Genomic DNA, 14,938 nt, shown 5'->3' with positions numbered 1-14,938 from the left:
ACCTCAAATTTTAAATTTTAAAAAATTCGCATCATTTTCAAAGATTAGGTTTAACTGTTTGATTAACTCATCATCTTCTTTTAAGGTTGATTTAATACGTAAATAGCTCATTAAAATATTATCTGGGTATAAACTTAATAATATTTCTGCTTCAGCTTGACGCTCAGTTGCCATGTAAACATGCCATTTTGCAAATGTTAAAACCGGCAAACTCATATATTGAGATTCAAATTGATTAATCTTTTCCTCAACATCCGCATAGTCAGGAACCTGCTTAAGCAATTGCTGCTGAAACCACAAATAAAACACTTCTGGATCAAATTGCTCTTTGAGAAGATGCAAAGTTAATGTTTCATGCTGAATACTCATTTCCGGCATACGCGCCAAGAGTTTTAGCCATAGTAATTTACTGCTATAAGGTCGAGTTTGAATTTCAGACTCTAAATCTAGATAGCGCTGTTGCAGAGCATGTAAGTCATCAACTGAAGCTTGATCGAACTGTTGAAGAAGTTGCTGTAACCATAAATCACGATGCTCAGCGTCTAATAATCCATATTTCATCGAACGCAAATATAACCATGGTTGCTGTAAAGCAAGCTGCCCCCATAACGCAGTTAATCGCTGTTGATATGCGGTCTCGATTTCTTCAAGCCATGGTGATAATTGATGCTGATATAAGAACTCAAGATGAGTTAATGCACGCTCAGCTTCATTTTGGGCTAAAAATATTTCAATACGCTGTAATTCTGCCAATTCAAAAGCCATAGGTGGAGACTGATCCAAAGCATCTAATGCTTTTTGATAATCTCCACTTAAAACCAAGAACTTGGCATCAATAATATTTTTTAAAAGTCCTGACTGGGTAAAAACCCGTTCGATAAAGACGCGTTGGTCTTCGGCAGCTTCTAATAGCCAGACGATACCTAATTGCTCATAAGGATGAAGATTTTTAAACTGAAAAATATTTTCTCTTTTTCTTTGTTCACGAGAAGAATAACGTTTAATCCACAGCCATATTAACTGAGCAATAAAACTCATTACGACAAAAGTAAGGACTAATCCCCACACATTTGTTTGCAATTGCAATTGGCGCCAGTAGATATAGACATAACCCATACCGTAGCCATAGCTCAATAAAGCTAAGGCCGCAAAAAGTACCAAGCTAATGACAAGATAAACCCATAGGAGATGTTTCATATGTCCTCCTTATGAGCCAAGCAGGCCAAGAGTCGATAATTTAGGCACAGGCACGATAGATAAGTGAGACACTTTAGCAATACGATTTTTCAACTGCTGACTGGTCGCATCTGGCATTTCATTTAATTTCTGCATTACTGATTGCAGCTCATTTTGATACTCTGCCATTTTTCCTTGATTTAATGCCTGCTCAGCAATTAATAATCTTAATTGCACCTCTTTCAGCACCACACTTCGATTCATTAAATTAATAGACGGCGTTTCTACTTTTTCAATGCGGAACCACTTCTTCCACCAAGATACCGACTCGGATTGGTCCATCTCAAGTTTAGGCCGAGCTAATGCTTGCTGGATATTTTTATCAATAGTTTGTAATAAATCATCAATCAATTGATGACGCTGGTTTTGAGCAATTACGTATTGTTGTATAGCCTGTTTATCCTGTTCAATTGCCTGATTTAAGCTGTGTTGCAATGCTGGGGCAATTTCATATTGAGGCAAGGATTGTTGTAGCTGAGTTAAATGATCTACCGCATAAATAAACTGCTGTTGATCAATCGCAAACTGAATTAAATCTAATTTTTGCTTAATGACTACCGTTGGCGTAATACCTGAATGAATAATCTCATTATTTGTTGAAGGTGCTGTTTGAACACTACTACTCGGCTGGGACTGTATTTGTCTTTTTAAAGCCACCAATTGATCATTCAAATTGGCATATTGTTGTTCCGATTGCAGTAAACTTTGCTGAAGCTCTGGAACAGTACGAGAAATTTGCCACATATCGTAACTGAGCTTAGCCAACCAAGCGATGCTCAGCAAAATGATGATAGAAACAAGTTTTCTCATACAAATCCTTATAATGCCTGAATGTGATGAATCATCCCCGAAGGCGATAAATTTTCAAGTTGAATAATGTGAAAATGAGCCTGTTGCTGATCGCGATATTTTTTAACAAGTTGAAAAAGACGTGGTCCTAAAACCAAATATACACAATCAGGTTGTACATTATTTTTTAAACAAAGCTCTAACCAATATTTCCAGCTTGCCTCACTGGTAATTAAGACAAGCCATTTTTCTAAATTATAATTTGAATTCTGTGTCAGATGTTTGAATGTTGAATATGAAACTTCTGGACACTGCCGATGATATAAAACAAAATTTAAAATCTGAATCCCTTGCTGCTGCAAAGTATCCATCATAAATTGGCGGCCGCCTTCTCCTCTCCAAAAAGCCAAACTACCCATCTGCTGCATATTATAGAGAATAGGTAGTGTGAGCATGCCTTCGGAAGTTTCTACATCTGGAACATGCGCGTCAATTCCATATTCATGGAGACGATTCGCCGTGGCTTGTCCGACCGCAATCCACTGAATATGTTTTAAGTCATCTAGCTTTAAACCACTTTGCGTTAAGTACTGCATACCTACTTCAACAGCAGTAGGACTCACAACGACTATCGCTTGTGCCCCGACTAGCTGTTGATAGAGTTGAAAGAGTGAATCTGAAAAAGGTTGAGCAACCAGCTCTAAAAGCGGTAAAGACTCGACCTGATACCCCTTATTTTGCAAAGCTTCCGTTAATTCAGCTGCACGTGAGTCAGGTCGGGTATTAATAAACAACATGGCGTTAGTAAAGAGCCTTTAATAAATCGCCCGCACCTTGTTCAAGTAAGTTTCGAGCAAGGTTCTCACCTAACTGCTGAGCATTGTGAGCTTCATCTGTCATTTCAGCACGTAATAATGTTTGCCCATCAGGACTTCCGACGCGACCTTCAATATGAATTTTGCCATCTTGCAAGGTTGCATAACCTGCAATCGGTACCTGACAACCACCTTCAAGATAGGCATTAAATGCACGCTCAGCACGTACACACACATCAGTCTCTGGGTGTAAAAGAGGTTGTATTAAAGCTAATACTTCTTTGTCATCTGCACGGCATTCCAAACCAAGAGCACCCTGCCCAACAGCAGGTAAGCTTACATTTGGCTCGATACAATGACGAATACGTTGTTCCAACCCTAAACGTTTCAAACCAGCGCTCGCCAAAATAATCGCATCGTATTGACCATCATCTAGCTTAGATAGACGAGTTCCAACATTGCCGCGCAAATCAATAATTTGTAGATCTGGACGTTGTTTTAAAATTTGTGATTTACGACGTAAGCTTGATGTGCCAACTCTAGCTCCTTGCGGTAAGTCAGCAAATTTTTCAAAAGTATTTGAAACAAAAGCATCTAATGGGTCTTCACGTTCGCAAATGACTGCCAAAGTTAAACCTTCTGGTAGTGCCATTGGCACATCTTTCATTGAATGTACAGCGAGGTCCGCACGACCATCTAAAAGAGCAGCTTCCAACTCTTTAACGAACAAGCCTTTACCACCAATTTTTGCTAAAGGTGTATCTAAAATTTTATCGCCCTGCGTGACAAACTTGACCAGCTCTACCGTTAAATCCGGGTGAAGCTCCTGTAAACGGGCACGAATATGTTCTGCCTGCCAAAGAGCAAGTGGGCTTTGTCGTGTAGCAATTTTCAAGGTTTTCATAAATTCAAGCATGGGCTGGTCAAACAATACACCCTAAACTTAACTTGATCCCTTAAAATTGCAAGTAAAATCTCACCAGCAGAAATAAGATAGCTACAGGTTAAAGCTGATGTATCCGCTCTCTAAGCGTAGATAAATGGCGACGGCTAACGGAAAGTCTTTCATCAAGACCTCGCAATCGAACCTGATATTGGCCTGAGCTGACAAGCTCTAAACCATCCAAATAAGCAATTGAGACCAAAGCGTTTCGATGAATACGGATAAATTGATCTGCAAATTCAGTTTCAAGTTCTTTCAGTGTTTCATCAATTAACACACTGCCATTTTTATGACGTATCGTGACATATTTCTGATCTGCCAAAAAGTAATAGATATTTTCAACAGGAATCAGTTCAACCCCACGATAGGTTTTAGCAGCAATTTGATGTCTTTGTGTTTTTAAATCCTGTAAAAGTTCAGGATTCGGCAAAGCATTAAGCTGTGCTTGAGTAAGTTGGGTTAACTGCTTAAAAACTTGCTCAAGTTCTACTGGATCAATTGGTTTAAGAAGATAAGCTTGTGCTTGTGACTTAAACGCCTCTAAAGCATGCTGATCATAGGCTGTGCAAAATACAATAGCAGGTCGAGGGTTAAGCTGACTTAGCTGCTCCGCACAGACGAGACCATTCATACCCGGCATTTGGATATCAAGTAAAATCACATCCGGTTGATGAAGCCGTGCCTGTTCCAAGGCATCTTGGCCATGATGAGCTGTTGCGACAACCTCATGTCCCATCTTTGAAACTAAACGTGACAATCGTTCCACTGCAAGTGGCTCGTCATCACAAATTAGCACCTTCATTCATCCTCCTTGTCACCGTTAACTTGGTCCATTTTTTTATGGTTAACTCTGACTGACTTATTATTTTGATTGGTATTGATAGCTCATAATAGTGGTATATAAAGTTTCACCCTTATACACCTGGAACCTAACTGAATTCCCATAATACGCCTTCAAGCGCTGCTTAACATTTTCAAGAGCGATTCCATGCCCTTTCCGTGATTTTATTGTATCGTCTGTATAAGGGTTGGTAATGACTATACTGACCTGATTTTGCAATATTTCAACCAATACCCCAATGGTCGCTTTACCCATCATTGGTTCCACCCCATGAAAAATACTATTCTCTAACAAAGGTTGTAATGTCAATAAAGGAATCGTGACCTGCTTTAATTGCAAAGGATCAAGCTCCACTTTCCACTCGACTTGTAAACGCTCACCTAAACGTATTTGTTCAATCATTAAATATTGTTTACTGAGCTCAATTTCTTCATGCAAGCTTACCAATTTTAATTCTTGAAAACTCGCTCTAAATAAACGCGACAGGCTAATCAGCATACTTTCTGCTTTATCTGGGTCTATCGTAATTAAACTCACCACATTATTTAAACTATTAAATAAAAAGTGAGGATGAATACGTGCCTGCATAGCCTGAATACGCGCATTTAACTCAGCATATTGTTGATGTAACCATTGTTCCCGAACATATAAATAGCGCAGACAAAATGCACCGAGTAATATTCCATAACTTAAATATAAAGGGACATTGGTAAAATAAATGCTCCAGTCCTGCGCTATAAAAGTTGTTCTTTTCAAAATTCCAAATTGAAAAAAATTGCTTATTAGGGTAGTCACCACCACAATCGCTTGCAGCATAACAAAGCCAATTGCCAAAGCATATTTTTGCTGAAGCTGACTAAAAAAATTTTGAAAATATTCAACTAAGGCAAAAAAAGACAAAATCACCCAGTTAATAAAAATCATATACTGTAAAAGGCGTAACCCGCTTAAAGCATGCCAAGATTGCGCTTCAGCCAATGCTAAAACCAGTGCCAAAACATTACTTGCGATAATTAATTCTAATAAATGTTGCCAACGATCAATTTTCGTAAAAAAATAGGAGGAATTTTGATTTCGATATGCTGTAGAAAACAACTTTGTTTGTTGAGCTTCGGCAAGTGATATACTCTTTTTTATTTTACTGAGCCACCATGACCACATCTTCAAATCCCCCTAATTCAGCAGCCCCAAACCAAACCTCTGGTATGTGGGGTGGTCGTTTTTCTGAAGCGACAGACGCTTTTGTAGCAGAATTTACTGCCTCTGTTCAGTTTGACCAACGTTTTTATAAGCAAGACATCGCTGGTTCGATTGCGCATGCTACCATGCTTGCGAAAGTTGGCGTACTGACAGAAGCAGAACGAGACGACATTATTGAAGGTTTAAGCACCATTCGCGCAGAAATTGAAGCTGGAAACTTTGAATGGCGTATCGATCTTGAAGATGTTCACATGAACATTGAATCACGTTTGACTCAACGTATTGGCATTACAGGTAAAAAACTTCACACTGGTCGTAGTCGTAATGACCAAGTTGCAACTGATATCCGTCTTTATCTACGCGACGAAATTGACGACATTTTGGGCTTATTAGAGCGTTTACAAAAAGGCTTGTTAGGCTTGGCTGCCAAAAATGTAAATACCATTATGCCAGGCTTTACACACCTACAAACTGCTCAGCCTGTAACTTTTGGCCATCACTTATTGGCATGGTTTGAAATGTTGGTTCGCGATACTGAACGTCTTCAAGACTGCCGTAAGCGTGTTAACCGTATGCCTCTTGGTTCCGCGGCTCTTGCAGGTACTACCTACCCGATTGACCGTGCTTACACAGCAGAATTACTTGGTTTCGAAGCGGTATCTGAAAACTCTCTCGATGCTGTATCTGACCGTGATTTTGCCATTGAATTTAATGCAGCCGCATCTTTAATCATGATGCATTTATCACGCATGTCTGAAGAACTGATTCTTTGGACTTCTGCACAGTTTAAATTTGTGAACATTCCTGACCGTTTCTGTACTGGCTCGTCAATCATGCCACAGAAGAAAAACCCAGATGTTCCAGAACTCATCCGTGGTAAATCTGGCCGTGTATTTGGTGACTTAATTAGCTTACTTACGCTCATGAAAGGTCAACCATTGGCGTACAACAAAGACAACCAAGAAGACAAAGAACCTTTATTTGATGCAATCGATACGGTTCGTGGTTCACTCATGGCATTTGCAGATATGATTCCTGCATTGGTTCCAAATATTGAAATCATGCGTGAAGCTGCGCTTCGTGGATTCTCAACTGCAACTGACCTTGCTGACTACTTAGTGAAAAAAGGCGTTGCGTTCCGTGATGCGCATGAAATTGTAGGTAAAGCGGTTGCATTAGGTGTTGCTGAAGAAAAAGATTTATCTGAATTAACACTTGAGCAATTACAACAATTCTCTGACTTAATCACAGCAGACGTATTTGATAAAGCATTGACACTAGAAGCTTCGGTAAATGCACGTGATCATATTGGCGGAACTTCACCAAAACAAGTTGAAGCTGCAATTGCTCGTGCCCATACACGTCTAGAACAGTTATACGCTTAAGGATACAAAATGAGTCGACAAGTATTTTGCCGTAAATATCAAAAGGAAATGGAAGGATTAGACTTTGCTCCGTTTCCTGGTGCCAAAGGCCAAGAATTTTTTGAAAATGTTTCTAAGCAAGCATGGCAAGAGTGGCTACAACACCAAACTACGCTGATTAATGAAAAGCGTTTAAACGTGTTTGATCCAGAAGCGAAAAAATTCCTTGAAGAACAACGTGAGAAGTTCTTCAATAATGATGAAAGCGTTGAAAAAGCAGAAGGTTGGAAGCCGGAATAATTCGTTTTTTCTAAGCCCATCATCATTGAAAAGGCAGGTTTATATACATAGACCTGCCTTTTTTTACGTGAAACTTACACAAACATATAAAGCCTTACATAGAGCGCACAGGACTCTACATGACATGAATTGGTTGCAACCTTATTATCAATTCATAGCAAGTGAGACATGATCCCTGTCGTGTTTTCTCTTAATGCACTTGATTTTCTGTCCTGAACTTCCCCCCAAAGTTCGGGACATTTTTTTTATCTATTATTTTAAAAAAATAAAAAGGCCTTGTTTCAAACAAGGCCTTTAGATATTTCAGCTCAATTATTACTTTTCGTGAACTTTCGCTTCAATTTCTTCAATTTTAGTATGGCGAGCATCAAAGCCTTTTGCCATATAAATCACTTGTTCAGCAATGTTACGTGCATGATCGCCAATACGCTCTAATGAACGTAAAACCCACATCACGTTAATCACGCGAGCAATATGACGCGGGTCTTCAATCATATAGGTCATTAATGTACGTGTTGCTGATTGATATTCACGGTCAATGTCCGCATCAGCTAAAAGTACACGTAAAGCTTGATCTGCATCTAAACGTGCAAAAGCGTCAAGTGCATCGTGAATCATGACACGTACTTGGTTACCAATATGACGGGTTTCCATGTAACCGCGAGGTGATCCACCCTCTTCACAAAGGTTCTGTGCAATACGAGCAATTTTTGCAGCTTCATCCCCAATACGTTCAAGGTCAGTATTGGCTTTGCTCATAGCAATCACCATACGCAAGTCAATTGCGGCTGGATGGCGACGCGCCAAGATGAGTGTCAGACCTTCATCAATATCACGCTCATATTGATTGACTGCATTGTCTTTAAATTGAACATCAATTGCTAAATTCGCATCTGTATCAAGCAAAGAATGAATTGCATTGGCAACCTGTTGTTCGACCAAGCCACCCATGGTCATAAACTTTGTGTTCACATCTTGCAAATCTTCATTAAATTGAGAAGAAATATGATGGCTTAACACCGGATTACTCGGACTCAAGGGAAGCCTCCAACATGATGGCGCAGGGATAAAATGATTGAGCATTAAAACACATCAATCATTAAATTTTTATGACAAAATTAAATTTCAGATAAAAGCATTTTTTATTACTGATACGTTAACCAGCTGTTTAATTCGACCAGATCTTTTTCACCTAATTGACCTACAGCAGCTTTTAAACGCAGTACATTTAATAAATAGTCATATTGAGCATTAAGATAATCCTGTTTTGCAGAAAAAGCATTACGCTGCGCCAATAAAACATCGACCATACTTTTTAAGCCTTCGTTATAACTTGCTTTTGAAGCTTGAGAAACAAGTGCTGATGAGTCCATTGCCGCCTTTCTTGCTTCAAGTTTTGCTCGATCGGTATCTACCTGCATAAAAGCACTTTTTACATCAACATTGGCACGGCGAATGGCTGCATCGAGTTGGGCTTGTGCTTTATTTAACTCTACACTGGCTTTTTTAATAGAGGTTCGGGTCTGTCCTCCATTAAATAAATTCCAGTTCATCTCTACGCCCACCTGGTCAAACTTTCCGTCAGTCGAAATCAGCGTTTCTGGGGTTTGTTTGGTATAACCATAACTCGCAACTGCGTCTATCTGTGGATAAAGTGCAGCTTTTTCCACACGACGTTGATCTTCAGCATATCGTCGTTGTAAACGTGCTTGCTGAATCTTTAAATTTTGTTGTTGGGCTAAACTTAACCAATCATCAAGCTGGGCTGGATAAGGTTTTTGAAAAGTAAAATCACTTCGCAGTACGGCAAGCTTATCCTGATAAGGGCCAATATATTCAGATAGTTGCTCTTGAGCTAATAAAATCTGTACATTGGTCGCAATACGGTTGGCTCTGGCACTTTGATATTGGGCATTTGCTTCACTGACATCGCTACGTGCTACCAAACCTTCTTTAAGCTTGGCATTCATCATATTGAGCTGTTCAAGCAAAGCTTTTTCTTCTTGTAAATATGCAGCAGTAAGTGCTTGCTGACGAAGTACATTAAAATAAGCTTCTGCGACATTTAAAACATGATCTTGTTTTTGCAGTCTTAAGGTAATTTCACTTAAGGCAACCGAGGTTTTAACCTGTTTATAACCTTCCCATGCATCCATACGAAAAAGAGGCTGACGAGCAGATAAAGTTGCTTGTTTGGTGGTCGATGTATTACTCACCAAAGCATCTGACAACCCTTCTTGATCAACACCTGGAAAATTTGAACGTTTTACGGTTTGGCTATTACGATTAATTTTTCCAGACAAGGTAACTGTAGGTAGTAAAGCACCCGTTGCTAAGCCTAAATTGAGCTGATCTGCTTCAAATTGTTGTTGATTCGCTTGCCATGTCGGATCATTTTGTTTCGCGCGCTCATAAGTTTCAACTAAATCTAGAGCAAAACTCGACGAGGTAAAACTCCATAAACCCGCCACAAGCATTAATTTTATTTTCATTGTTTAAATCAACGATAAAACTTGGCTTTAAGACTAAGAAAAATTCGAATCAAACTCAAGCCATTAAAAGTTTTAGTTTTTTTAAGTGTTCTGAGTTTTTGATAATATTAAAATACAAATAAAAATCAAAAACATGCCTATCCAACCCAACCATGAAACATGCTCACCTACCAACACAATGGCAAAAATCGCAGCAACTAAAGGTTCAAATAAAGTTAAGGTGGTCGCTTTGCTGGCATTTACCGTTTTTAATCCAAAGCCAAAAAGTAAATAACCCAAAAACATAGGAATCAGCATCATATAGCCAGCTACAAGTAAATTGGTTGAGCTTTCTAATAACCCTCCACCTGTAACCAACAAAGTAGGAAGCAAAATAACCGCCCCGCCGCCCATAATCATGCCCATTGCAGCTTTAGAGGCAACACCCCGATCTATTAATCTTTTTGCAGCCCATGAATAAAGCGAATAAGTTGTAGCTGCGACAAGCCCAAGAAAAATACCGAAGTATTTATTCCATTGATTTGTACTATCTTGAACTGCATGACTTTCACCCATCGACAACATCGTTACGCCAAGTACACCGCAAATAAAACTCAGAAACCAGATGGCAGACAAAGCTTTGCGATCAAAGAATCGTTCTAAAATTGCTGCGATCAGTGGAGCAGAACCAATTGAAACCACAGTACCAATCGTAATGCCGGCATAATGCATTGAGGAATAAAAAGCCAAAGGGTAAATACCAACCGCCGCTACCCCCAAAAGCAGTATTAAAAGATTTTTCCTTATAAATTGTCGGTTTTCACGTATCGCTCGGGATGCAACTAAAGCTTGTAAAAGCCCCCCTCCACCCATCGCTGCGGCACCAATAGCAAGTGGGCCAAGTGTCGGTGCAAATGCGGCCGCAGTACCTGTTGTTCCCCACAAAACAGAGGCAACTAAAATCGCAATTGTGCCGCCATAACTACTATTTTTAATGAGGCTAATCATGTGGGCATTCTCGATCTAAAATATCTTCTGCCATTTGCTTTGCTAATAGAAGTTGACGACTGTTACCTTCTAAGCCTGCTCTTGCCATAGAGCCTTCTAAAAGAAATGAAAGCTGCGTAGCCACATAGTTAACACGCTGTGAGTCTGGTATTAATTTTTTTAAATGCTCAGCAACAATAGCCTCAACTTCTTCTTTATGTTGTCTTACCGAACTTCGCCCTGAACTATTCGCAGGAAACTCTGCAGCAGCATTTAATAGCCCACATCCTCGAAAGCCTTTTTCATAAGCAAATTCCGCATGATCTTGATAGGCATCAAATACGGCCAAAATAGCTTCTTTAGCTGTTTTTGTTGTTGCTAAACGGTTTTGGTAAAGGTCTAGCCACTCTTGATGTCGCGCAGCAATATAGGCATCGACCAACTCACCTTTTGAAGCAAAATTATTATAAAGCGACATCTTGGCTACATCTGCTTTAGTCGTAACTGAGTTAATGCCAGTTGCAGTAATGCCATCGTTATAAAACAAAGTTGAAGCGGCATCGAGAATTTTCTGTCGTGCTGTTTTATCATTCATAGCTTTTTAATTAAGTAGACCGACCTACCTAATAATAAAGATTTCTAACAGTGATGCAATCTTTTTAAGCGTTATAATTTGAGCAATGTTTACTTTGATAAAAATATAAAGATGAAAAAAGTTCTAATGATGAGTATGTGCAGCGCACTACTTTTAGCTGGATGTAATAAAACATCAGAGCAAGATCAAGTTGTATCTAAAGAACAAAAATCAACTGAGCAAAAGGCCACTCAAAAACAAGACAGTAGCTGCTTACAAATTATGGTAGCTATGTACACGATTAATCAAAATAGTAAAATAGAGGACCTAAATCAAATTAATGAAAAACTCAAAACCTGTGTCCCATTATTAAAAAATGATGAACAACTGAAGCTGATTAATGCTTCAACCGCCATGTATCAGCGTTTTCTAAAACAAGAATATAATGAAAAAACAGCAAAAGCGTTTGAAGCTTTTGGCTATGCCATTTTAGAAAAAGAACCATTAGATGCGAAAAAAACAATGAAAACCAAGAAAAAGTTATTCGATCAGCTTAGTACTCGTGATCAATATCTGATTCAACATGAAGGCCAAGCCTATATTGAACTACTTTATCAAGGTGAAGGTATGTTTACTTATCGCCGTCAGCCGAACTATTTAGTTGATGTTTTTGCTAAAGCCCTACCCGCTGACCAAAAAGAGTTCTTAACGCGTATGGCAAAAGACAATAAAGACATTTTCTATGACGATGGTGCTTTGGCTATTTCATGGAAAGAGCTCACCGAACGTGCATTGTTTTGGGAAAAATTTATTCAAAAATATCCAAAGAGTTATTTTATTAGTGATGCAAAATTATTATTTAATGAGTACCGATATTTTATTTTCTTTGGTCTAGATAATACGCCTGTGTCCGATGAGTTTGCTCCAAACACATGGATTGATAAAGATGCGCTTAAACAAATCCGTTTCTTATCTACACAAAACCAATCTAGCTTAGCAAAACCCGCCCAACAATTTTTGAAGTTTATTGCCACTCCTGTAGATGAGCGTAATACTCAATTTAAGACAGATTTAACTGATGAAAATGGGCAAAAGAAATCTACCTATCAGATTGTGCATGAACAGCTTGAGCAGTTATTAAAACTAGAGTCACCATGGAATACTCAAAGCTACCGCGACTGTCACATGGATGCGGTTTGTATAGATACAAATTGACAATGCCAGCCAACCTAAAACATGTTAGTCTTTAAATCGCTTGACGGAGCGCGAGTAATAGCTCGCTGAGATTGTGTAAATTCCGTGTTATCGCAACACAAGTTTGATCACAAGTACCGTTGAACCTGATCAGGTTAAGACCTGCGTAGGAATCAAGCCATCTGAAAACTTACAGCCCTTAATTTATCTCGTAAAGATAAATCCGCCATCGTTTTTGGTCGTGCTTGATTCGTTGATGTTATTCATAAGGATCATGTGATGAACCAGTTAACGAATCTTTCTTCTGCTGAAATTTCAGCACAACATGAACAAGATGCAAAAGATTTAACCCGCATCTTACCCGCTTCAAAAAAAGTTTATATTGAAGGCTCTCGTCCCGATATTCAGGTTCCAATGCGAGAAATTTCTTTAACCGATACCCCTACTGGTCTTGGCGGTGAACATAACCCTCCTGTTATGGTGTATGACACTTCAGGTGTTTATACCGACCCGAATGTTCAAATCGATTTAAATAAAGGTTTACCTTCAGTTCGCCAAAAATGGATTGAAGAACGTAACGATACTGACGTACTTGCTGGTTTAACTTCAAAATTTGGTCAAGAACGTTTAAAAGATATTCGTACCGCTGACATTCGTTTTGCTCACATTCAAAACCCACGCCGTGCTAAAGCTGGCAAAAATGTCACGCAAATGCACTATGCCAAGCAAGGTATTATCACGCCTGAAATGGAATATATTGCGATCCGTGAGAATCAGCGCCAACGCGAAGCTGTAGATATGCGCCAGCACCCAGGTCAAAACTTTGGTGCAAAAAATTTAAAAGAAATTACGCCTGAATTTGTTCGCCAAGAAGTTGCTGAAGGCCGCGCTATTATTCCTGCCAACATTAACCACCCAGAACTTGAGCCAATGATTATTGGCCGCAATTTCTTGGTTAAGATTAATGCCAATATTGGTAACTCAGCGCTTGGCTCTTCAATTGATGAAGAAGTTGCAAAAATGACTTGGGCAACTCGTTGGGGTGCAGACACCATTATGGACTTGTCGACAGGTAAAAACATTCATGAAACACGTGAATGGATTATTCGTAACTCACCTGTTCCAATCGGTACCGTACCAATTTATCAAGCACTTGAAAAAGTGGATGGTGTTGCAGAAGACCTAACATGGGAAATCTTTAAAGACACGCTGATTGAACAAGCCGAACAAGGCGTTGACTACTTCACGATTCACGCAGGTGTATTGCTTCGTTATGTTCCACTTACAGCAAACCGCTTAACAGGTATTGTGTCTCGTGGTGGTTCAATCATGGCACAGTGGTGTTTAGCGCATCATGAAGAAAACTTCTTATACACTCATTTCGACGAAATTTGTGAAATCATGAAAGCCTATGACGTGTCATTTAGTTTAGGCGATGGCTTACGTCCGGGTTGTATTCAAGATGCAAATGACGAAGCGCAGTTCAGCGAACTTAAAACACTGGGTGAGCTGACTCACCGCGCATGGGAACATGATGTTCAAGTCATGATCGAAGGTCCGGGCCACGTACCAATGCATATGATTAAAGAGAACATGGACTTGCAGTTAGAAGTGTGTAAAGAAGCACCATTCTATACGCTTGGGCCTTTAACTACAGACATCGCTCCGGGTTACGACCACATTACATCTGCGATTGGTGCAGCTATGATTGGTTGGTATGGCACAGCAATGCTTTGCTATGTAACACCTAAAGAACATTTAGGTTTACCAAACAAGAAAGATGTGAAAGACGGAATTATTACCTACAAGATTGCAGCACACGCAGCCGATCTTGCCAAAGGTCATCCGGGTGCACAGGTGCGTGATAATGCCTTGTCTAAAGCCCGTTTTGAATTCCGTTGGGACGATCAGTTCAACCTAAGTCTAGACCCAGATACAGCGCGCAGCATGCATGATGAGACTTTACCAAAAGAAGCACATAAATCTGCACACTTTTGCTCAATGTGTGGTCCGAAATTCTGTTCAATGAAAATCACTCAGAATGTCCGCGACTATGCCAACAATCTCACCAATAGCGATTCAGAGGTTGAAGAAGGCCTCAAAGCGATGAAAGAGGTTTATCAAGAGCAAGGACAAAAACTGTATCATAAAGTGTAAATATTCAAAAAAAACACTTGCCTAGCCATGATTCTCGGTTAGGATGAAATAAATAGATTTCGTCCTG

14 protein-coding genes and 1 riboswitch are annotated in these 14,938 nt (G+C 39.4%); of the genes, 4 read left to right on the top strand and 10 right to left on the bottom strand.

Annotation, left to right across the window (positions count from 1 at the left end):
- Positions 1–3 precede the first annotated feature (3 nt).
- The 6 genes from ACG59Z_RS14380 to ACG59Z_RS14355 form a co-directional block, all read right to left on the bottom strand.
- Positions 4–1,197: a heme biosynthesis protein HemY gene (locus tag ACG59Z_RS14380; RefSeq protein WP_263612759.1), complete on the bottom strand. Its 1,194-nt coding sequence runs from the start codon at positions 1,195–1,197 to the stop codon at positions 4–6.
- Between the two features lie 9 nt (positions 1,198–1,206).
- Positions 1,207–2,046, bottom strand: coding sequence for a hypothetical protein (locus ACG59Z_RS14375; RefSeq protein WP_400199928.1), 840 nt, complete (start codon positions 2,044–2,046; stop codon positions 1,207–1,209).
- A gap of 8 nt (positions 2,047–2,054) precedes the next feature.
- Positions 2,055–2,822: a uroporphyrinogen-III synthase gene (locus ACG59Z_RS14370; protein ID WP_400199926.1), complete on the bottom strand. Its 768-nt coding sequence runs from the start codon at positions 2,820–2,822 to the stop codon at positions 2,055–2,057.
- A 4-nt stretch (positions 2,823–2,826) separates the two neighbouring features.
- Positions 2,827–3,744 (bottom strand): hydroxymethylbilane synthase, encoded by a 918-nt coding sequence (gene hemC / locus ACG59Z_RS14365; RefSeq protein ID WP_400199925.1) that lies wholly within the window; start codon positions 3,742–3,744, stop codon positions 2,827–2,829.
- A 100-nt stretch (positions 3,745–3,844) separates the two neighbouring features.
- Complete coding sequence (locus ACG59Z_RS14360; protein ID WP_151983946.1) at positions 3,845–4,585, bottom strand: LytTR family DNA-binding domain-containing protein; 741 nt, start codon at positions 4,583–4,585, stop codon at positions 3,845–3,847.
- 60 nt (positions 4,586–4,645) lie between these two features.
- Positions 4,646–5,785 carry a sensor histidine kinase gene (locus ACG59Z_RS14355; RefSeq protein ID WP_400199924.1) on the bottom strand — a complete coding sequence of 380 codons (1,140 nt, stop codon included), beginning with the start codon at positions 5,783–5,785 and terminating at the stop codon, positions 4,646–4,648.
- Here ACG59Z_RS14355 and argH point away from each other — a divergent pair.
- Positions 5,776–7,209: an argininosuccinate lyase gene (gene argH, locus ACG59Z_RS14350; RefSeq protein WP_087605894.1), complete on the top strand. Its 1,434-nt coding sequence runs from the start codon at positions 5,776–5,778 to the stop codon at positions 7,207–7,209. The genes ACG59Z_RS14355 and argH overlap by 10 nt on opposite strands.
- Positions 7,210–7,218: 9 nt before the next feature.
- Positions 7,219–7,488, top strand: a complete 270-nt coding sequence (locus ACG59Z_RS14345; RefSeq protein WP_002053140.1) for an oxidative damage protection protein — start codon at positions 7,219–7,221, stop codon at positions 7,486–7,488.
- A 315-nt stretch (positions 7,489–7,803) separates the two neighbouring features.
- On the opposite strand, the gene phoU is transcribed toward ACG59Z_RS14345, so the two are convergent.
- The 4 genes from phoU to ACG59Z_RS14325 form a co-directional block, all read right to left on the bottom strand.
- A complete protein-coding gene (gene phoU, locus ACG59Z_RS14340) occupies positions 7,804–8,526 on the bottom strand; it encodes a phosphate signaling complex protein PhoU (protein WP_000075183.1) in 723 nt (240 codons plus the stop codon).
- A 107-nt stretch (positions 8,527–8,633) separates the two neighbouring features.
- Positions 8,634–9,965 carry a TolC family outer membrane protein gene (locus tag ACG59Z_RS14335; RefSeq protein WP_263614936.1) on the bottom strand — a complete coding sequence of 444 codons (1,332 nt, stop codon included), beginning with the start codon at positions 9,963–9,965 and terminating at the stop codon, positions 8,634–8,636.
- A 96-nt stretch (positions 9,966–10,061) separates the two neighbouring features.
- Positions 10,062–10,967, bottom strand: coding sequence for a DMT family transporter (locus tag ACG59Z_RS14330; protein ID WP_400199920.1), 906 nt, complete (start codon positions 10,965–10,967; stop codon positions 10,062–10,064).
- Positions 10,960–11,541: a TetR/AcrR family transcriptional regulator gene (locus ACG59Z_RS14325; RefSeq protein WP_311086976.1), complete on the bottom strand. Its 582-nt coding sequence runs from the start codon at positions 11,539–11,541 to the stop codon at positions 10,960–10,962. Before ACG59Z_RS14325 ends, ACG59Z_RS14330 begins: the two co-directional genes overlap by 8 nt.
- 111 nt (positions 11,542–11,652) lie before the next feature.
- Here ACG59Z_RS14325 and ACG59Z_RS14320 point away from each other — a divergent pair, with 111 nt between their 5' ends.
- Together ACG59Z_RS14320 and thiC are read left to right on the top strand one after the other, a co-directional pair.
- Positions 11,653–12,735, top strand: coding sequence for a hypothetical protein (locus tag ACG59Z_RS14320; protein WP_400199918.1), 1,083 nt, complete (start codon positions 11,653–11,655; stop codon positions 12,733–12,735).
- A gap of 34 nt (positions 12,736–12,769) precedes the next feature.
- Positions 12,770–12,904: riboswitch (TPP riboswitch) on the top strand.
- Between the two features lie 89 nt (positions 12,905–12,993).
- Complete coding sequence (gene thiC, locus ACG59Z_RS14315; protein ID WP_151762841.1) at positions 12,994–14,871, top strand: phosphomethylpyrimidine synthase ThiC; 1,878 nt, start codon at positions 12,994–12,996, stop codon at positions 14,869–14,871.
- The last annotated feature ends 67 nt before the right edge of the window (positions 14,872–14,938 follow it).

It is taken from the genome of Acinetobacter sp. ABJ_C1_1 (assembly GCF_044684115.1).
Classification (GTDB): Bacteria; Pseudomonadota; Gammaproteobacteria; order Pseudomonadales; family Moraxellaceae; genus Acinetobacter; species Acinetobacter nosocomialis_A.
Note: the sequence above shows the minus strand (reverse complement) of the source record. Positions and strands in the feature narration are given on the sequence as shown.